The organism is Micromonospora sp. NPDC005237 (assembly GCF_040607775.1).
In the GTDB taxonomy this organism is placed as follows: domain Bacteria; phylum Actinomycetota; class Actinomycetes; order Mycobacteriales; family Micromonosporaceae; genus Micromonospora.
Map to the genome: position 1 here is coordinate 242630 of NZ_JBEXHJ010000001.1, position 17638 is coordinate 260267.

Genomic DNA, 17638 nt, shown 5'->3' on the forward strand with positions numbered 1-17638 from the left:
GCGTCACAGCGCCCGGTGATGGCGTGAGAGAGTGACGGTCATGCGTGCTCGCCGTCTTGTCGCCGTCGCCACCGTGGCGGTCGGCATCGTCGCCCTCTCCGGTTGCCGTGCCGAGCCCGGTGTCGCCGCCTACGTCGGGGATCACCGCATCACCCAGGATGCGGTGACCGCCATGCTGGACGACCTGCGGGCGAAGAACCCGACGCCCCCCGCGGAGGACCCGTCCGCCGCTGCGCAGCCGCGGCTGCCCGGCCCGGCCGAGGTGGCCAGCGTGCTGGTGCTCGGCGAGGTGTGCGGGCGGGTGTCCAAGGAGAAGAACTACCAGCCGCGCGCCCAGGTGTCGCCCGAGCAGGCCGCCCAGCAGTTCGGGCTCTCGCCCGACACCCGGTACGTGCGCTCGGTCGCCGAGCTCTACACCTGCCTGTCCGGGGTGCCCTCCGGCGAGGCGGTCGCCCCGACCGACAAGGAGTTGGCCGACGTGGTCGCGGCGGGTCGCAAGGCCGCCAAGATCCCGGCCAACGTGAGCGACGAGGACGCCGCCCGTCAGCTCGACGGCGAGCAGTCGCGCGACCAGTTGCGCGCCGCGCTCGCGACCCGCAGGTCGCTGGTCGAGGCGGTCGAGAGCCACGACGTGACCGTCAACCCCCGGTACCGGCCGCTGGAGTTCCCGGTGCTGACCTTCGAGGGCAACGCTCCCGCGGTGAGCGTGCCGCTGGGCGAGGCGGGCTCCGGAACTGTCACCGACGTCTCCACCCCGGACGCGGTGCCGTCGAGCGCGAACCCGGACGCCGAGGGCACGGCCAGCTGAGCATGACGGCACGGATCGTCCTGCTGGTCACCTCACCCCGGTTGCCGGCCGGCCTGCTGACCTCGGCCGCCTGGGACGTCGTACGCCAGCATCCGGTCCTGGCCGGCGCGGAGAGCGAGTTGACCACGGCCGTGCGTCAGGCGGGCGCCGAGGTGAGGATCGTGGACGGCCCGGCGACGCAGCCGCTGCTCGACACGGTCGCGGCGCACGGCACGGCGGTCTGGTTGGCCGGCCCGGCCGGCGACGAGGCCCTGGCCCGGGAGCTGGGTCTGCGGCTGGCCCGGGAGCCGGGGCTTGCCGAGTTGGAGCTGATGTACGGCTCGTGGGACCCGCCGGGGGCCCGGCTGCTCGACGCGGTGGCCGTACTGGACCGGCTGGCCTCGCCGGGCGGCGACCCGTGGAAACGGGCGCAGACGCACCGCAGCCTCGCGGGCTACCTGCTGGAGGAGAGCTACGAGGCGTACGACGCGATGGTCGCGGACGACACCGACTCGTTACGTGAGGAGTTGGGCGACGTGCTGCTGCAGGTGGTCCTGCACGCCCGGCTCGCGGAGGAGCTGCCCGAGGGCGAGCGGTGGACCATCGACGACGTGGCGGGTGGCCTGGTCGACAAGATGATCCGGCGCAATCCGCACGTCTTCGCCGGCGCCGAGGCGGGCACGCTGGAGGAGATCACCGCCAACTGGGAGCGGATCAAGCGGGTCGAGAAGGCGCGCGATTCCGTCCTGGACGGTGTGGCGCTGAGCCAACCCGCCCTGGCCCTGGCCGCGCAGATCCTGGAACGCGCCACCCGCAACGGCATCGAGGTCCCACCTCCGCTGGCCGCCACGCAGGTGGACGCCGAAGCGAGACTGGGCGCGAGCCTGCTGGCAACCGTCGTCGCGGCCCGCGAGGCGGGTATCGACCCCGAAGCGGCCCTCCGCCGGGTCACCCTGGCGTACGCCCAAGCCGTCCGAGCCGCCGAAACCCAGCCCGCACCCCCACCCCCACCCCCACCCGTCGACCCGCGTTGATCAAGAGGTTCGCGTCAGGATCCGGCTCGGATCCGACCCAAACCTCTTGATCACCGAGGTGGGCGCGGGGGGCTGGGTAGGGTGGGGCCGGTGGAGGAGTTTGGGGTACTCGCGGAGCGGGTTGTTGAGGCTCTGCTGGAGTCGCGGCCGGGGGTCGCCACCTCGGCCGGGGATCATCGGTTCGACGACCGGCTTCCGGATCTGTCCGCCGACGCGCTGGCCGCCGATCGGGTGATGCTCTCCGACGCGGCGAACGCGCTGTCCGAACTGGACCCCGACTCGCTGGACGTCGACGAGCAGGTGGATCACGCGCTGCTCACCTCCTTCGTGGACCGGGAGCTGTTCGAGCTGACCGAGATCCGGTCGCACGAGTGGGATCCGCTGCACCACAACCCCGGTCCGCTGCTGCACCCGCTGCTGGCCCGTCCGTACGCCCCGGCCGAGGTGCGGTTGACGCAGTTGGCCGGCCGGCTCGCCGCCGTACCGGATGCCCTCGCCACCGCCCGCGCGACGCTGCGGGACATGCCGCGGATCCACGCCGAGACGGCGGTCGGGCAGTTCACCGGCACGGCCGCTCTGATCCGCGACGAGCTGCCGCCGCTGATCGCCCAGGCGCCGGGCAGCCTCGACAAGGTCGAGCCGGCGGCCACCGCCGCGATCGCCGCGCTGGAGGAGTTCGTCGCCTGGCTGCGCGTCGGCCTGGCCGCCGACGCGGGCCCCGGCCGCGACCCGCGACTGGGCCGCCGCCGCTGGGAGGCGCGGCTCTGGCACACCCTCGACACCGAGCTGGGAGCCGCCGAGATCCAGCGCCGCGCCTGGGCCAACCTGGACCGGGTCACCGCGGAGATCCGTGCGGCGGCCGTCGAGCTGGTCGGCGGGCCGGCCGACGACGCGACGGTACGCCGGGCGCTGGACGTGCTCGCCGCCGAGCACCCGGACGACTCGACAATCGTCGAGCTGGCCGGCGTGACCCTGGACGAGGCGACCGACTTCGTCCGCCTGCACGACCTGGTGACAGTGGTCGACGACCGGTGCGTGATCCAGGAGATGCCGGAGTTCGCCCGGGGGGTCGCGGTGGCCTACTGCGACGCGCCCGGCCCGCTGGAGACCGCCGCCCTGCCAACCTTCTACTGCATCGCGCCCACCCCGGCGGACTGGTCGGCGCTGCGCGTGGACTCCTTCTACCGCGAATACAACGACCACATGGTCCGCAACCTCACCGTGCACGAGGCGATGCCCGGCCACTTCCTCCAGCTCGCCCACGCCCGGCGGCACGTCGGCGGCACGAGGGTGCGGGCGCTGGCCCGCTCCGGTCCGTTCGTCGAGGGATGGGCGGTGTACGCCGAGGAGCTGATGGCCGGGCTCGGCTTCGGTGGCCTGCCGGTGCGGTTGCAGCAGCTCAAGATGCAGCTCCGGATGACCATCAATGCGCTGCTCGACCAGTTGGTGCACGCCGAGGAGCTGCCCGAGGCCGAGGCGATGGCGCTCATGACCGGGCGCGGCTTCCAGGAGGAAGGCGAGGCGGCCGGCAAGTGGCGCCGGTCGCTGCTCACCTCGACGCAGCTCTCCACCTACTTCGTCGGGTACAGCGAGATGGCCGAGATCGCCGCAGCCCGCCCGGACGGGGTGTCGGTGCGCGACTGGCACGACGCGATGCTCGCCCAGGACTGCCCGCCCCCGCGCCACCTGCGCACCCTGCTGGGCGTCTGACCCGGCTCGGTCGAGCCGGTCAGGAGCCGCCCGGCCGACGGTCCACCACGCCGGCTCCGGCGGGCGGGTCGAAGGCGTTCGTCTCCACCGTCTCGGAGTAGCTGCTCAACGCCAGCTCCATCGGTTTGCCGTCGACCGCGCCGAGGAAGTTGCCGAGCACGCCCTCGGTGGTCACACAGGCGCTGAAGTCGCCGTCCGAGCGCTGCACCTCGACGCACGCGGCGTGATGCCCGGCGACTGTGGTGTCGCTCTGCTTGATCACCGCCTGCGGGTCGAGTGCGGCGGCGGTCAGCAGCCCGACCACCACCGGCGGGGTGACGAGGCCCTGCCGGTTCGCCTCGGTGAAGAGCGCCACGGTGGGCTTGCTGCCCGGGGTGGGTGGCGCCACGAGCGTGCACGCCATCCGACCGCCGGTCGCCGTGCAGCGGGTGACGGCGTCCGGCGTGACGGTGAGCCGCCCACCCGGGTAGGTGTACGCGGAGCGGGCCGGATCCTGCGCCTGCACGATCGCGGCGGTCTGGCCGCCGGGCAGTTGGTAGTTGGCCGAGTAGGTCAACTCCAGCGCCCGGTCCAGGCGGGCGGCGAGGTCGTTGACGAGATCCGAGCGACCCATGGCGCGTCCGGCGTCCTCGTATGTCTGACAGCCGGTGACCGTGAGCGACGCGATGACCGACACGGCGAGCATGCGGAGGGTGGTCGAGGCGGCGGGCATGACGACCAGCCTGGTGGATCAAGTCGGCGCAGCGCAAACCCGTTGCCGGTTGACGCCCGGAAATCCGGGAATGTCCGTCAGTGCGGGGCGACTCGGGTGCGCGGGCGACGCCGTGCCCGATCCCGCCGCCCGATACGCTGCGTTCAACACCTGCCTCAGCCGCACCGTCGCGGCCCACCCACGGACCGGATCACAACAACGAGGAGCGACTCAGTGGCAACCATCGAGGGAATCGTCGCCCGGGAGATTCTCGACTCGCGGGGCAACCCGACGGTCGAGGTCGAGGTCGGCCTGGACGACGGCACGGTGGCCCGCGCCGCAGTGCCCTCCGGCGCCTCCACCGGCGCGTTCGAGGCGATCGAGCTGCGCGACGGTGACGCCGACCGCTACCAGGGCAAGGGCGTGGAGAAGGCGGTCTCCAACGTCGAAGACAGGATCGTCGACCAGATCATCGGGTACGAGGCCAGCGAGCAGCGGCTCATCGACCAGAAGATGCTCGACATCGACGGCACCGACAGCAAGTCGGAGCTGGGCGCGAACGCCATCCTCGGGGTCTCCCTGGCGGTGGCGAAGGCGGCTGCCGGCAGCGCCGAGCTGAGCCTCTTCCGCTACCTGGGCGGCCCGAACGCGCACCTGCTGCCGGTGCCGATGATGAACATCCTCAACGGTGGCGCGCACGCCGACTCCAACGTCGACATCCAGGAGTTCATGGTCGCGCCGATCGGTGCGCCCACCTTCCGCGAGGCGCTGCGCTCGGGCGCGGAGGTCTACCACGCGCTGAAGTCGGTGCTGAAGAAGAAGGGCCTGTCGACCGGGCTCGGTGACGAGGGTGGCTTCGCGCCGAATCTGCCCACCAACGCGGCCGCCCTGGACCTGATCGCCGAGGCGGTCGAGAAGGCCGGTTACCGGCTCGGCACCGACATCGTGTTCGCCCTCGACGTGGCGGCCACGGAATTCTTCGACAACGGCACCTACACCTTCGAGGGCGCCGCGAAGTCCGCCGAGGAGATGAGCACCTACTACACCAAGCTCGCCGACGCGTACCCGATCGTGTCGATCGAGGACCCGCTGGCGGAGGACGACTGGACGGGCTGGCAGACGCTGACCGCGTCGATCGGCGACCGGGTGCAGATCGTCGGCGACGACCTGTTCGTGACCAACCCGCAGCGCATCGCCCGCGGCATCGCGGAGAAGGCGGCCAACGCCGTCCTCGTCAAGGTCAACCAGATCGGTTCGCTGACCGAGACCCTGGACGCGGTGGACCTGGCCCACCGGGCCGGCTTCAAGTGCATGATGAGCCACCGCTCCGGCGAGACCGAGGACACCACCATCGCCGACCTGGCGGTGGCGACGGGCTGCGGCCAGATCAAGACCGGCGCGCCGGCCCGCTCGGACCGGGTCGCGAAGTACAACCAGCTGCTCCGGATCGAGGAGGAGCTGGCCGACGCGGCGCGCTACGCGGGCGCCGGCGCGTTCCCGCGCTACCGTTCGGCCTGAGACGTGGTCGGGAAGCCCCACCGCGGGGCTTCCGGCAATCTCTGTAACGCATGGAGCCTCGGGGGAGGGGTGTGACGATGCAGCGCCGCACACCGGGTGGTCAACGTCCCGCCCGTCGACCGGGTCAGTCCGGCCGGCCGGGTGCTGGCCGGGCCACCCGTGGGTCGCTCCGGGACGCCGGCGTACGCGCCGAACCGCGCGGCGCCGCCGGCCGGGCGCCGGGCGCGGTCCGGGGCGCCGAGGGCGTGCGCTCGGCGAACCGTCCGGCCGCCGCTCGGCGTACCGCCGCCGGCGGCGCCGTGAAGCGGCTCGCCGCACCCCATCCCCGTCGCTTCACCGGCCGGGCCACCGTGCTGTGCGCGGTGCTGATCGCGCTCGCCCTCGCGTACACCTATCCCGTGCGCGTCTACCTGGACCAGCAGGCCGACATCGAGCGGATGGAGGCCGCCCAGGCGGCGCAGGAGGCCGAGATCGCCAAGCTCGCCGCCGAGGCCGCGAAGTGGAAGGACGACGAGTACATCACGACGCAGGTTCGGGAGCGGTTCTTCATGGGCCGGCCGGGCGAGAAGATGATGGTGGTGCTGAACGACCCGGAGGGCGCTGCCCGCGACGCCGGCAAGTCGCCCGGCTCGGGCGCCCCGGCCGGTCCGACGACCTGGTACGACACGCTCTGGTCGAGTGTGCGGGCGGCGGACAGCCAGCAGCCGGGCAAGTGAACCACCGACCAGCACACCAGGAGAGACGAGCACCGTGACTGTCGCACCACCGCCGGAGTCGGCGGCGGATTCCGTACCCCTGCCGCAGCGGGAGCCGGCCACCGAGGCCGACCTGGCCGCGGTGGCGGCGCAGCTCGGCCGGACGCCCCGGGGCACCCGGGCGGTGGCCCACCGCTGCCCGTGCGGCCTGCCCGACGTGGTGGAGACGACGCCCCGCCTCGCCGACGGCACCCCGTTCCCGACGCTGTACTACCTGACCTGCCCCCGGGCCACCGCGGCGTGCAGCCGGCTGGAGTCGGCCGGGCTGATGCGGGAGATGGCCGACCGGCTGACGACGGATCCCGAGCTGGCGGCCCACTACCGCACCGCGCACGAGGACTACCTGGCCCGCCGGGAGGCGATTGGCGAGGTGCCGGAGATCGCGGGCATCTCCGCCGGTGGGATGCCGGGCCGGGTGAAGTGCCTGCACGTGCACCTCGGTCACGCCCTGGGCGCCGGCCCCGGCGTGAACCCGTTCGGTGACGAGACGTTGGCGCTGGTCGAGCCCTGGTGGACGAGCGGCCCGTGCGTCGACGTCCCCCCGGCCGAATGACAGCCCAGACCGAGGGGCAGATCCTGGTGCGGCCAGCCCGCACCGGGGACGTACGGGGCATCCGCCGGTTGGTCGACACGTACACCGACGACCGGCGGCTGCTGAGCAAGGCCACCGTCACCCTCTACGAGGACGTGCAGGAGTTCCGCGTGGCGGTCCGGCCCGACGACGGCGTCGTGGTGGGCTGCGGGGCGTTGCACGTGATGTGGGAGGACCTGGCCGAGATCCGCACGGTGGCCGTCGACCCGTCCTGCCGGGGCCGGCGGATCGGGCACCGGCTGGTGAGTGAGCTGATCGACGCGGCCCGGGAGTTGGGCGTCGCGCGGATCTTCGCGCTCACCTTCGAGACCCGCTTCTTCGGCTCGTTCGGGTTCCGCGAGATCGACGGCGCTCCGGTGCCGCAGCCGGTCTACGAGCAACTGCTGCGCTCGTACGACGAGGGTGTCGCGCAGTTCCTGGACCTGGAGCGGGTCAAGCCGAACACGCTGGGCAACACCCGGATGCTGCTGCGCCTGTGAGCGGCGCGGGTCGCCGGTTGTCGTAGGGTTGCCGGGTGACGACGCGTGTGGCGGCCATCGACTGCGGGACCAACTCGATCCGACTGCTGGTCGCCGACCTGCCCGACGAGTCGGCCGGGCCGCAGGCCCCGCTGACCGACGTGACCCGGCGGATGGAGATCGTCCGGCTCGGGCAGGGCGTGGACCGGACGGGGCGGCTGGCGCCGGAGGCGATCGAGCGGACGCGGGTGGCGCTGGCGTCGTACGCCGCCGACATCGAGAAGTTGGGCGCCCAGCGGGTGCGGATGTGCGCCACCTCGGCCTCCCGCGACGCTGCCAACGCCGCCGAGTTCACGGAGATGGTGCAGCGCACCCTCGGGGTGCCGCCCGAGGTGGTCAGCGGCGACGAGGAGGCCCGGCTGTCGTTCACCGGTGCGGTGCGCGGCCTGCCCGCCGACGCGTTGGAGCCGTTCCTGGTCGTCGACATCGGCGGTGGCTCCACCGAGTTCGTGGTCGGTGACCGGGCGGCCGGCGTGCGGTCGGCGATCTCCGTGGACATCGGCTGCGTCCGGATGACCGAGCGGCACCTGGCGGGCGACCCGCCGACGGCCGAGCAGATCGCCGCCGCGCAGGCCGACATCGCCGCCGTGGTGGACCGGGCGCTCGCGGCGGTGCCCGGCCGCGAGGCGGCCACCCTGGTCGGCCTCGCCGGTTCGGTCACCACAGTGGTCGCCATCGCTCAGGGCCTGCGGGAGTACGACCCGGAGCGCATCCACCACGCCCGGGTGTCGTACGAGGCGGTGGCCCAGGTGACCGAGGATCTGCTTTCGCGGACCAGCGCGCAGCGGCTGGAGATTCCGGTGATGCACCCGGGCCGGGCCGACGTGATCGCGGCGGGCGCGCTCGTGCTCCGCGTGATCATGGAGCGGGCCGGGATGCCCTCGGTGGTCGCCTCGGAGCACGACATCCTGGACGGCATCGCCTGGAGCCTCCAGTAGGCCACCCGCGGCCTTGATCGACTCCGCATCGCCGATATCGCGGTATCCGGGACACTTGGACACCCCGATATCGGCGATCTCGTGTTGATCTAAGCGCTTGGCGTCGCCTTCAGGCAGTAAGCGGCCTGAGTAGGGCCGTTCTTCAGTCTTCGTCGTCCAGATTAGGGCGGTGCACGCGGATCCAAGCCTCGATGTCCTCGGTGCGCCAGATTCGCCCCGTGGCCAACGCTTCATACGGCTCCGGCCAGTCGGGACGCTTCATGAGCTGCTCCACGCGCTGCCTGCTGACGCCCAGCCGCATCCGAATCTCGTATGCACCCATGAGATTCCGGCCCATTCCTCGGAGGCTAGACATGCCCCTACTAGTCAAGGCCCTAGTTGGGCAACACCCTACTAGGGCCTTGACTAGGGGCTACGATGCGATCACCCTTAAGTAATGGCAGCGTCCAACGTTTCCCCAGTTCACGACCGCCAGCGTCGGGCGATGCGCCCACATCTGCCGATGCGACCTCTGTGGCTGTGCCGGGTGTGCGCTGCCGCTTGGCCATGTCAGCCGGCGCGGCTGTTGTTGACCATGGAGTACCGACGTGACCGGGTCGGCCTGAGCATCTACATGGCTGGCCTGTTGTTTGAGGCCACCGCAGATCTGATCAAGCTCAATCCGAACCCGGCGCCATCCCCGGCCGACCTGTTCGCCAGGTTCGTGGGCTGGACCGCCAGGGGGTCCGAGTCCGCCCCGACCACCCTGGGCGTTGTGCCGACTGATCCCGCAGGCCGGGATGGACCCCCGCTGTCTCGGTGATCGATTCAATGTCGGCGATATTGCGGTGTCCCGTCGGGCGGATGCCCCCACATCGCCGACCTGGAGTGGATCAAGCGCCCGGGTCCCGCTCGGCGCGGCGAGGGCCGGAATCGTTGACGCTACTTCGCATTGCGCACTAGTGTGCAATGCGTGGACACCACACAGTTGTTGAAGGGCGTGCTCGATCTGGCCGTCCTGGCCGTCCTGAAGGAGGAGGACGGCTACGGTTACGACATCCTGCGCCGGCTCCGCGAGGCCGGCCTGGAGGAGATCGGCGACGCCTCGGTCTACGGCACGCTGCGCCGCCTCTTCGCCGCCGGCCTGCTCACCACCTACGTCGTGCCGAGCGAGACCGGCCCGCACCGTAAGTACTACTCACTCAACGCCGCCGGGCGTGACCAGTTGACCCGCTCCGGCAAGCTCTGGCGCTCGTTCGCCACCACAATGGACACTCTGCTCGACGATCGGGGGCTGGCGGCATGACCGTCACGGAGCAGGAGATCACCGACTACGTGGCGCGGGTCCGGGCCGCTCTGGCCGACCTGCCGCCCGACCGGCTCACCGAGCTGACCGAGGATCTCGCCGACCATCTCACCGAGGTCGCCGCCGAGGCCGAGGGCACCCTCGTCGAGCGGCTGGGTGAGCCGGAGACGTACGCCGCCGAGCTGCGCGCCGCTGCCGGCGTCGGCGTGGGCGGTGGGCGCAACCTCGACCAGCGGGTCGCCACCGTCGTGGTCCGGCTCCGCGGCCGGCTGCGCGCGATCGACACCCGGCTCGGCCCACCCCTGGGGTACGCGACGGCCAGCGACTTCCTCCGTCTGCTGCGCCCGGGTTGGTGGGTAGCGCGCGGCTATCTGGCGGCGATGCTGGTCACCGTGATCACCACGGGTGGGAGTTTCGGTCTGCTGCCCCGGTTCGGTGGGGAGCTGCTGGCCGGCCTGATCATGCTCGTCGGTTTCGTGCTCGCCTCGATCTGGCTCGGTCGCCGATCCGGTCAATTGAGCCGCTGGCCGAGGTCCGCCTTGCAGGTCGGCAGCGCGGTGCTTGTGGTGTTCGCGCTCTCGGCCCTGATGCAGGCCGAGAACCGGATGCGCTACGGCGACTACGGCTACGACCCGACGTCTGTCGACAACCCGTACGACCGGATCAGGGACGTCTTCGTCTACGACAGCGAGGGTCGCCTGGTGGAGAACGCCCGGCTCTTCGACGAGAACGGCAACCCCATCCGACTCGGCTATCCGGACTGCGCCGACCCGGCCGCGGCCTACGGCAATCCGCTGCTGCGGGCCTACCCGTACTGCCCGGACCAGGCGCCCTTCGGGCCGCGAGGCCCGGGCATGCCCGGCCGGCCGACGAGCGGGCCGCAGCCGACCGGCACGTCGACGCCGAGCGAGACCCCGTCGGTTCCGACCCAGGCGCCGACCACGGCGAGCCCGAGTGTGACGCCGAGTGCCACGCCGAGTGGCGACCCGAGCCCGACCGCGACGAGCTGACGGGTGATGTGAACCAGATCATGCACACGATGCTGGGAAATAGCTGAACGGACGAGGCGAGCGGGACGACACCGGAAATCAATGATCGTTACGGTGTCGTCTGCTCATCCACCCCTCGGAAGGAACCCCCGTGTCAGAGCAGGTCGCACCGCCCCCCGCGTCCGACGCCGCGCCGCAGCAGCCGGCCGTCGAGACGCCCGCCCAGCCGGGTGTCGAGACGCCGCCCCCGGCCGAGCCGGAGGCGAAGAAGTCCGGTGGGAAGAAGGCGCTGGGCATCATCGGCGCGATCGTCGTGTTTCTCGTCGTCGCCGGCCTGAAGTTCGGTCTCGGCGCGGCGATCGGCAACTTCCTGAACAAGGACGAGACGGCCGACGCCAAGGCCGGCGACTGCATCGCGGAACTGCCCGAGATCAAGGGCGACAAGCAGCAGAAGGTCGACGGCGCCAAGGTCGTCGAGTGCACCTCCACCGACGCCGCGTACAACGTGGTCGGTCGGATCGACGGGCAGACCGAGGCCCAGGCCAAGGCCGACACCACCTGCAACGAGTTCTTCAAGGAAGGCCAGGACGGGTACGTCTTCTCCAGCATTGAGTCGGGCAAGAAGGGCTACGTGCTCTGCCTGACCAAGAAGGCCTGACCGAAAAGGCCTGACCGAAAAGGTCAGACCGAGCTGAGAGACCGATGACGGCGGCGGGGGAGCGTTCCCCGCCGCCGTCGGCATACCCCGGTCACCGTCCGGCGAACAGGAGGTGAATGCCACTGTTCCGGCGTCTTCCCGGCGGAGGCGCGGCATGGCAGGCTACCGGCACGTAGGACCACTGGGCGACCAGCCAACGATGACTGACCGCTAGGAGGACGGCCGATGGGCGACATGGTGAGCTACCGCAGCAACGGGGGTACGAGCGAGGGGTATCTCGCGATACCCGCCAGCGGCACGGCCAGCCCCGCCGTCATCGTCATCCAGGAGCGGTGGGGTCTAGTCCCGCACATCCGGTCGGTCGCGGACCGGTTCGCCGAGGCCGGCTTCGTCGCCCTCGCCCCGGACTTCTACCACGGTGAGACCACCAGCGAGCCGGACGAAGCGCAGCGTCTGCTGCTGGCGATGCGGATGGACGAGGCGGCGAAGGACATCGCCAGCGCCGCCGACTACCTCGCGGGGCGGCCGGAGGTAACCGGCAAGGTCGGCGCCGTCGGCTTCTGCGCCGGTGGCAGCCTCGCCCTCTGGTCGGCGACCCTCTCCGAGCGGATCGTCGCCACCGCCGGCTTCTATCCCGTGCTGCCCTGGGAGTCGATGCGCCCCGACTGGGTCGACTACGCCGGCAAGACGGCCGTCATCCACTGCTCCGAAGAGGACGGCACCTCGGCCGCCGAGGGTGTGCAGACCGCACGCCGGGCCATCGAGGAGGCCGGCGGCACCTGCCAGCTCTACGACTACCCGGGCACCTCGCACGCGTTCTTCAACGACGACCGGCCGGAGGCGTTCGACCAGCGATCCGCCGCCAGCGCCTGGGCCCGTACCCTCGAACTCTTCCGGGCCAAGCTTGGCTGAGCCGCGTACGCCCGACCAGGTCGTCGCCCGCGCCGCGCGGGCGACGGACCTGGCCGACCTCGACGCGGCGGTCAGTGACTGTTTCGCCTGTCCACGGCTGGTCCGGTGGCGGGAGGAGGTGGCCCGCACCCGGCGGGCCGCCTTCCGCGACCAGGAGTACTGGGGTCGACCGGTGCCGGGCTTCGGCCCCGCCGACGCGCGGATCGCCATCCTCGGGCTCGCGCCCGCCGCGCACGGTGGCAACCGCACCGGCCGGATCTTCACCGGCGATCGTTCGGGCGACGTGCTCTTCGCGGCCCTGCACCGGGCCGGGCTGGCGAACCAGCCGACCAGCGTCGCCGCTGACGACGGGCTGGCGCTGCGCGACACCCGCATCTTCTCGGCCGTCCGCTGCGCCCCGCCGGACAACAAACCAACCCCGGACGAGCGGGACACCTGCGCGCCCTGGCTGCACCGCGAGGTCACGCTGATCCGGCCCACCCTGCGCGTCGTGGTCGCGCTGGGCGCGTTCGCCTGGGCCGCGTGGTGGCCGGTGCTGCGCCAGGTGTACGGGCAGCGCCCGCCCAGCCCGCGACCGGCGTTCGGTCATGGGGCACACTGGTCCGGCGCGGCCGTGCCGGAGTTGCTCGGTTGCTACCACGTCAGCCAGCAGAACACCTTCACCGGGCGGCTGACACCGGGGATGTTGGACGATGTCTTCGGCCGGGCCAAGCAGCTGGCCGAAGTGGACTGAGAACGCGTGGGGTGGTGGCGATGACGAACGGAACGCGCCCGCCCACGCCGTCCCCGGTCGCCGGGTCGGGTGTGGTCCGCCCGGTGCTCGGCCTGCTGCGCCGGTGGTGGCCGGTGGGTGCGGTGGCGGCGCTGCTCGCGGCCGCCGCACTGGCCTCGGCGCACTCGTCGATCGGCGCCAGTCAGATCCCGCCGGCCGCGGAGAACGTCCCCTGGGTGCCCGAGTACCCGACGGATATGCCGTCGCCGCCGCCGTCGATCCCGGTCGAGCCGAGGGACGCCGGCGAGGCCACCCAGGCGCACATCCCGCAGTGGATCGCCACCGTGGCGATGGCTCTGCTCGGGCTGGCCATCCTCGCGGTGCTGGGTTATCTCAGCTGGCTCCTGCTCCGTGGCGCGCTGCGCCGCACCTCGCGGGCGCTGCCGGCGCAGCGGGCCCGGCGTACGGCCGAGGGCACCGCCCGCGAAGTGGTCGCCGCCCTGGACGCCGGCCTGGTGGAGCTGGACGACCAGGCCACCGATCCCCGCGTCGCGGTGATCGCCTGCTGGGTACGCCTCGAGGAGGCCGCCGCCGCGGCCGGTGTGCCCCGGCATCCCGGCGACACCCCGACCGACCTGGTCACCCGGCTGCTGCGGGGTGACCCGTCGACCGGGGTCCCGGCGATCGTCAGCGCCGACGTGCTGGCCGAGTTCGCGCACGTCTACCGCGAGGCCCGGTACGCCACGCGTGAGGTCGACGAGGGCACCCGCGACCAGGCCCGCGCCGCGCTGCGGCGGCTACGCGGTGAACTCACCATCGTGACGACTGGCGCTTCCGAGGTGCCGTCGTGAACGGGCTGGGGACGGTGCGACGGTGAGCGGCAGTGCCAGCATCGACGACCTGCTCACCTTCGAGGAGGAGCGGCCGAGGCAGGCCGAGCGTGAGCGGGGTGGCCGCGCCGGGCGCGTCTTCCGGGCTCTGGCCGGCAACGCCGCCCTGGTCGCCGTGCTGGTCGTCGGTCTGCGGGCGGTCGGTCTGCAGGTGTCGCTGGTGATCCTGGTGGCCGGTGTGTTCGCGGTGTCCGCGGTGCGCCGGGTCGCTGCCGCGCTCGCGCCGCCACCGGCGGCGAGGTCCCGTCCTCCGCTTCACCAGTACGACGACGACGGCACCTGGAACTGGGGTGCCCGGGACGCGCTGCGCGCCGCCATCAACGGCTGGGAACTCCCGCTGGACTGGTCCACGACGCGACCCGAACGCTTCACCGGGGTCATCCTGCCCCGGCTCGCGGAACTGGCCGACGAGCGGCTGCGCCTGAAGCACGCCGTGACCCGCGAGTCGGATCCGACCCGTGCCCGTGCCCTGCTGGGCGATCGGTTGTGGACGTTCCTGGAATCCCCGCCCCGCCGCCCCCCGTCGCCGCGCGATCTCGCGGTGATCGTCGCCGAACTGGAGAAGATCTCATGAACGACGTGGACCGGAGCATGCCCGCCGCCGAGGTCGGTCGCCTGGCCCGGGCCGTCCTGGACGCGGTCGGCACCGTCGTGGTCGGCAAGCGGGACGCGTTGGAGCTGGTCCTCGCCGGGATCCTGGCCGGTGGGCACGTGCTCCTGGAGGATCTGCCCGGCCTGGGTAAGACGCTCACCGCGCGCTCCTTCGCCCAGGCGCTCGGGTTGGACTTCCGCCGGCTCCAGTTCACCCCGGACCTGCTCCCCGCCGACGTCACCGGCTCCTTCCTCTACGACCAGCGCAACGGCGACTTCACCTTCCGCGCCGGGCCGGTCTTCACCAACCTGCTCCTCGCCGACGAGATCAACCGGACGCCGCCGAAGACCCAGTCCGCGCTGCTGGAGGCGATGCAGGAGAAGCAGGTCTCGGTGGAGGGCGTGACGTACAAGCTGGACGAGCCGTTCCACGTGCTGGCCACCGCCAACCCGATCGAGTACGAGGGGACCTACCCGCTGCCCGAGGCGCAGCTGGACCGGTTCCTGCTGCGGGTCTCCTTCGGCTATCCGGAGCACGAGGAGGAGTGGGAGGTGCTGCGCCGTCGGATGGGCCGCCGCCGCGAGGAGGCGGACATCAAACCGGTCGTCGACGCCGCCACCCTGCGGGCGATGCAGGCCGCCCTGGAGGACGTGGTGGTGGAGGACTCCATCGGCCGGTACATCGTGTCGCTGACCGCGGCCACCCGGGAACATCCGTCGGTGCTGGTCGGCGCCTCGCCGCGTGGCTCGTTGGCGCTGCTGCTGCTGGCCCGGGTGCGCGCGGTGTTCGGCGGCCGGGACTACGTGGTGCCGGAGGACGTCAAGGAAGTGGCGGCGCCCGCCCTGGCCCACCGGATCACCCTGCGCCCGGAGATGTGGCTGCGCCGCGTCGACCCGGCCTTCGTGGTGGGTGAGGTGTTGGAGGCCACGCCCGCCCCGGCCAGCGGTGCGCTGCCCAGCTACGCCGCCGGCGGGCTCCGGCGCTGATGACCGGCCCGACCGCGCCCGCGCCGCGATCCACCGAGCCGGAGTCGGCCGCCGGCTGGGCGCCCACCCCGGCGCTCGGCCGCGCGGTGCTGCTCGCCGGCCTGTTGCTGGTGGCGGGGGTCCTGCTGGGGCGGGTCGATCTCGTCGTGCTGGCGGCCCCGTTCGCGCTGGGCACCGCGTACGCGCTGCGCCGCCGGCCCACGACGCTGCCGCAGGTCTGGATCACCGCCGGGGACGACGGACCGCTCGTCGAGGGTGGCGAGGTGTCGGCCGCGGTCAGTGTCGGCAACCCGGACGCGGTCGACTACGACCTCGTGGTGTTGCGGTCCCGGGTCTCGCCGTGGTTGCGGATCACCCGTGCCGGTTTCGCCGGCACCGGCCCGGCCGACGACGCCCCGCCCGCCGACGCCCCGCCTGCTGCCGGCGCGTCCGCCCGCACCGGCCGCTCCGTCGCCGATCGGCCGTTCGTGACCTCAGTGCCCGCCGCGGCGGCGGTGGACCTCGAGTTGGCCGGCCGGGCTCTGCGCTGGGGCCGGCACCCGGTCGGTCCGGCCGGCGCGCGGGTCGCCACGGCGGGTGGCCTGCTGGTCTCCCGAGCGGTGTTCACCGAGCCGGTCGGGGTGCGGGTCTATCCGCGCACCGAACCGTTCGAGGCGGTGGAGGCGATGCCCCGCGCCGCCGGCCTGGTCGGCGCGCACCACTCCCGCCGGCCCGGTGAGGGCGGCGAGCTGGCCGGCGTACGGATCTTCGCCCCCGGCGACCGGCTCCGCCGCGTCGACTGGCGGGTGTCGCTGCGCGCCCGGCAGTTGCACGTGGCGGCCACCCTCTCCGACCGGGACGCCGAGGTGGTGGTGCTGCTCGACGTGCTCGCCGAGGCGGGGCGCTCCGGCGGCGTGGACGGCTCCGCCTCGGTGCTGGACACCACAGTGCGGGCCACCGCGGCGATCGCCGAGCACTACCTGCACCGGGGCGACCGGGTGTCGCTTGTGGAGTACGGGCCGGGTGCCCGCCGGTTACGCGCGGCCGCCGGCCGCCGGCAGTACCTGACCGTCCTGGAGTGGCTGCTCGACGTGCGCGCCGAAGCGTCCCAGCACGAACCGTACGACCAGGTCTTCGGCCCGCAGCAGCTCTCCTCGGACGCGTTGGTGGTGGTCCTCACCCCGCTGCTGGACGAGCGGTCGGCGCAGATGCTGGCGCGGCTGGCCCGCTCCGGCCGGTTCGTGGTGGCGGTCGACACGCTGCCGGCCAACCTGACGCCGCCGAAGGATCGGGGTTGGGCCGAGGTGGCGTACCGCCTGTGGCGGCTGGACCGGGAAACCATGATCGGGCAGCTCCGGGAGCACGGCGTGCCCGTCGTGCGCTGGGCCGGCGCGGGCAGCCTGGACCAGGTGCTGCGGGACGTGGCGCGGCTGGCGACGGCCCCAAGGGTCGGTTCCCGGTGAGGATCGAGGGTGTGGGCAGATGATCGACGCGATCACCGGGCGGGTGCGGGCTGCTCAGGATGCTGTTGCACGGATCAGTGCCGTTCCGCTGATGGTCCGGGCCGCGATCTTCGTCACCGCGCTGGCCGGGCTGGCGCTGGCGTTTCCCGCCGAGGTGTTGACCGGTCGGCCGCTGCTGCTCCTGGCGGTGGCGGCGCTGCTGCCCGCGGTGGGTCCGCGGCGGCTGTGGCCGACCTTCGTGGCGCTGGTCATGGCCGGCGGCTGGCTGCTCGCCACCGACGGATACGGCCGACCGGTGGCGTTGTGGCGGCTGCTCGCCGTCGCTGCGCTGTTGTACCTGGGGCACTCCCTGTGCGCGCTGGCGGCGCTGCTGCCGTACGACGCGATGGTGGATCCGGAGCTGGTCACCCGGTGGTTGCTGCGGGTGGCGGCGGTGCTGTTGGGTACGGCCGTGCTGGGGGTGCTGCTGTTGCAGGCGGCGGGCCTGGGCGGGGAGGCCGGTCATCAGTGGGTCACCGTGCTGGGGCTGGTGGTGGCGGTGGGTCTCGTCGCGTTGCTGGGTTGGCTGCTGCGGCGTAGGTGAACCCCTGAGGCGACAGAGTTATGCAGGTCACAGGGGTTGTGTTCCG

The 17638-nt window shown here is 72.4% G+C and carries 20 protein-coding genes; 18 read left to right on the forward strand and 2 right to left on the reverse strand.

Going from position 1 to position 17638, the window contains the following annotated elements; all coding sequences use genetic code 11:
• Positions 1 to 40: 40 nt before the first annotated feature.
• The 3 genes from ABZT87_RS01220 to ABZT87_RS01230 all read left to right on the forward strand — a co-directional run bounded on the left by ABZT87_RS01220 (position 41) and on the right by ABZT87_RS01230 (position 3531).
• Positions 41 to 808, forward strand: coding sequence for a hypothetical protein (locus tag ABZT87_RS01220; protein WP_355132831.1), 768 nt, complete (start codon positions 41 to 43; stop codon positions 806 to 808).
• Between the two features lie 2 nt (positions 809 to 810).
• Complete coding sequence (locus ABZT87_RS01225; RefSeq protein WP_355132833.1) at positions 811 to 1821, forward strand: nucleoside triphosphate pyrophosphohydrolase; 1011 nt, start codon at positions 811 to 813, stop codon at positions 1819 to 1821.
• Between the two features lie 90 nt (positions 1822 to 1911).
• Positions 1912 to 3531, forward strand: coding sequence for a DUF885 domain-containing protein (locus tag ABZT87_RS01230; protein WP_355132835.1), 1620 nt, complete (start codon positions 1912 to 1914; stop codon positions 3529 to 3531).
• Positions 3532 to 3550: 19 nt separating this feature from the next.
• On the opposite strand, the gene ABZT87_RS01235 is transcribed toward ABZT87_RS01230, so the two are convergent.
• Complete coding sequence (locus tag ABZT87_RS01235; protein ID WP_355132837.1) at positions 3551 to 4243, reverse strand: hypothetical protein; 693 nt, start codon at positions 4241 to 4243, stop codon at positions 3551 to 3553.
• A gap of 213 nt (positions 4244 to 4456) precedes the next feature.
• On the opposite strand from ABZT87_RS01235, the gene eno reads away from it, so the two are divergent.
• The 5 genes from eno to ABZT87_RS01260 all read left to right on the forward strand — a co-directional run bounded on the left by eno (position 4457) and on the right by ABZT87_RS01260 (position 8543).
• Positions 4457 to 5740 (forward strand): phosphopyruvate hydratase, encoded by a 1284-nt coding sequence (gene eno / locus ABZT87_RS01240; RefSeq protein ID WP_355132839.1) that lies wholly within the window; start codon positions 4457 to 4459, stop codon positions 5738 to 5740.
• A 77-nt stretch (positions 5741 to 5817) separates the two neighbouring features.
• Complete coding sequence (locus ABZT87_RS01245) at positions 5818 to 6456, forward strand: septum formation initiator family protein (RefSeq protein WP_355132841.1); 639 nt, start codon at positions 5818 to 5820, stop codon at positions 6454 to 6456.
• Between the two features lie 34 nt (positions 6457 to 6490).
• Positions 6491 to 7048, forward strand: coding sequence for a DUF501 domain-containing protein (locus tag ABZT87_RS01250; protein WP_355132843.1), 558 nt, complete (start codon positions 6491 to 6493; stop codon positions 7046 to 7048).
• Entirely contained in the window at positions 7045 to 7566 is a 522-nt protein-coding gene (locus ABZT87_RS01255; protein ID WP_355132845.1) for an amino-acid N-acetyltransferase, read from the forward strand. Before ABZT87_RS01250 ends, ABZT87_RS01255 begins: the two co-directional genes overlap by 4 nt.
• A gap of 47 nt (positions 7567 to 7613) precedes the next feature.
• On the forward strand, positions 7614 to 8543 hold the full coding sequence (locus ABZT87_RS01260) for a Ppx/GppA phosphatase family protein (RefSeq protein WP_355133664.1): 930 nt from the start codon (positions 7614 to 7616) through the stop codon (positions 8541 to 8543).
• Between the two features lie 142 nt (positions 8544 to 8685).
• Here ABZT87_RS01260 and ABZT87_RS01265 read toward each other — a convergent pair whose 3' ends face one another.
• Complete coding sequence (locus ABZT87_RS01265; RefSeq protein WP_354854151.1) at positions 8686 to 8880, reverse strand: DNA-binding protein; 195 nt, start codon at positions 8878 to 8880, stop codon at positions 8686 to 8688.
• 615 nt (positions 8881 to 9495) lie between these two features.
• Here ABZT87_RS01265 and ABZT87_RS01270 point away from each other — a divergent pair.
• The 10 genes from ABZT87_RS01270 to ABZT87_RS01315 all read left to right on the forward strand — a co-directional run bounded on the left by ABZT87_RS01270 (position 9496) and on the right by ABZT87_RS01315 (position 17592).
• A complete protein-coding gene (locus ABZT87_RS01270) occupies positions 9496 to 9828 on the forward strand; it encodes a PadR family transcriptional regulator (RefSeq protein ID WP_234584103.1) in 333 nt (110 codons plus the stop codon).
• The gene (locus tag ABZT87_RS01275; protein WP_355132847.1) at positions 9825 to 10838 is read left to right on the forward strand and encodes a hypothetical protein; all 1014 of its coding nucleotides are present in this window, start codon (positions 9825 to 9827) and stop codon (positions 10836 to 10838) included. The genes ABZT87_RS01270 and ABZT87_RS01275 overlap by 4 nt, the downstream gene beginning before the upstream one ends.
• Positions 10839 to 10968: 130 nt before the next feature.
• Positions 10969 to 11475: a hypothetical protein gene (locus ABZT87_RS01280; RefSeq protein ID WP_355062967.1), complete on the forward strand. Its 507-nt coding sequence runs from the start codon at positions 10969 to 10971 to the stop codon at positions 11473 to 11475.
• 225 nt (positions 11476 to 11700) lie between these two features.
• Positions 11701 to 12387: a dienelactone hydrolase family protein gene (locus tag ABZT87_RS01285; protein ID WP_355132849.1), complete on the forward strand. Its 687-nt coding sequence runs from the start codon at positions 11701 to 11703 to the stop codon at positions 12385 to 12387.
• Entirely contained in the window at positions 12380 to 13120 is a 741-nt protein-coding gene (locus ABZT87_RS01290; RefSeq protein WP_355062969.1) for a uracil-DNA glycosylase, read from the forward strand. The genes ABZT87_RS01285 and ABZT87_RS01290 overlap by 8 nt, the downstream gene beginning before the upstream one ends.
• A 92-nt stretch (positions 13121 to 13212) precedes the next feature.
• Complete coding sequence (locus ABZT87_RS01295; RefSeq protein ID WP_355133666.1) at positions 13213 to 13950, forward strand: DUF4129 domain-containing protein; 738 nt, start codon at positions 13213 to 13215, stop codon at positions 13948 to 13950.
• 22 nt (positions 13951 to 13972) lie between these two features.
• Entirely contained in the window at positions 13973 to 14563 is a 591-nt protein-coding gene (locus ABZT87_RS01300; protein WP_355062971.1) for a hypothetical protein, read from the forward strand.
• The gene (locus tag ABZT87_RS01305) at positions 14560 to 15567 is read left to right on the forward strand and encodes a MoxR family ATPase (RefSeq protein WP_354854163.1); all 1008 of its coding nucleotides are present in this window, start codon (positions 14560 to 14562) and stop codon (positions 15565 to 15567) included. Before ABZT87_RS01300 ends, ABZT87_RS01305 begins: the two co-directional genes overlap by 4 nt.
• Positions 15567 to 17009, forward strand: a complete 1443-nt coding sequence (locus ABZT87_RS01310; protein WP_355132851.1) for a DUF58 domain-containing protein — start codon at positions 15567 to 15569, stop codon at positions 17007 to 17009. The genes ABZT87_RS01305 and ABZT87_RS01310 overlap by 1 nt, the downstream gene beginning before the upstream one ends.
• Positions 17010 to 17028: 19 nt before the next feature.
• On the forward strand, positions 17029 to 17592 hold the full coding sequence (locus ABZT87_RS01315) for a hypothetical protein (RefSeq protein WP_355062975.1): 564 nt from the start codon (positions 17029 to 17031) through the stop codon (positions 17590 to 17592).
• Positions 17593 to 17638 lie beyond the last annotated feature (46 nt).

Bases quoted from the DNA above. Each gene is read 5' to 3' on its own strand.
- ABZT87_RS01305 (WP_354854163.1), top strand. From the start codon at position 14,560: ATGAACGACGTGGACCGGAGCATGCCCGCCGCCGAGGTCGGTCGCCTG.
- ABZT87_RS01245 (WP_355132841.1), top strand. From the start codon at position 5,818: ATGCAGCGCCGCACACCGGGTGGTCAACGTCCCGCCCGTCGACCGGGT.
- ABZT87_RS01275 (WP_355132847.1), top strand. From the start codon at position 9,825: ATGACCGTCACGGAGCAGGAGATCACCGACTACGTGGCGCGGGTCCGG.
- ABZT87_RS01265 (WP_354854151.1), bottom strand. From the start codon at position 8,880: ATGGGCCGGAATCTCATGGGTGCATACGAGATTCGGATGCGGCTGGGC.
- ABZT87_RS01235 (WP_355132837.1), bottom strand. From the start codon at position 4,243: ATGCCCGCCGCCTCGACCACCCTCCGCATGCTCGCCGTGTCGGTCATC.
- ABZT87_RS01220 (WP_355132831.1), top strand. From the start codon at position 41: ATGCGTGCTCGCCGTCTTGTCGCCGTCGCCACCGTGGCGGTCGGCATC.
- ABZT87_RS01255 (WP_355132845.1), top strand. From the start codon at position 7,045: ATGACAGCCCAGACCGAGGGGCAGATCCTGGTGCGGCCAGCCCGCACC.
- ABZT87_RS01285 (WP_355132849.1), top strand. From the start codon at position 11,701: ATGGGCGACATGGTGAGCTACCGCAGCAACGGGGGTACGAGCGAGGGG.
- ABZT87_RS01315 (WP_355062975.1), top strand. From the start codon at position 17,029: ATGATCGACGCGATCACCGGGCGGGTGCGGGCTGCTCAGGATGCTGTT.
- ABZT87_RS01310 (WP_355132851.1), top strand. From the start codon at position 15,567: ATGACCGGCCCGACCGCGCCCGCGCCGCGATCCACCGAGCCGGAGTCG.
- ABZT87_RS01225 (WP_355132833.1), top strand. From the start codon at position 811: ATGACGGCACGGATCGTCCTGCTGGTCACCTCACCCCGGTTGCCGGCC.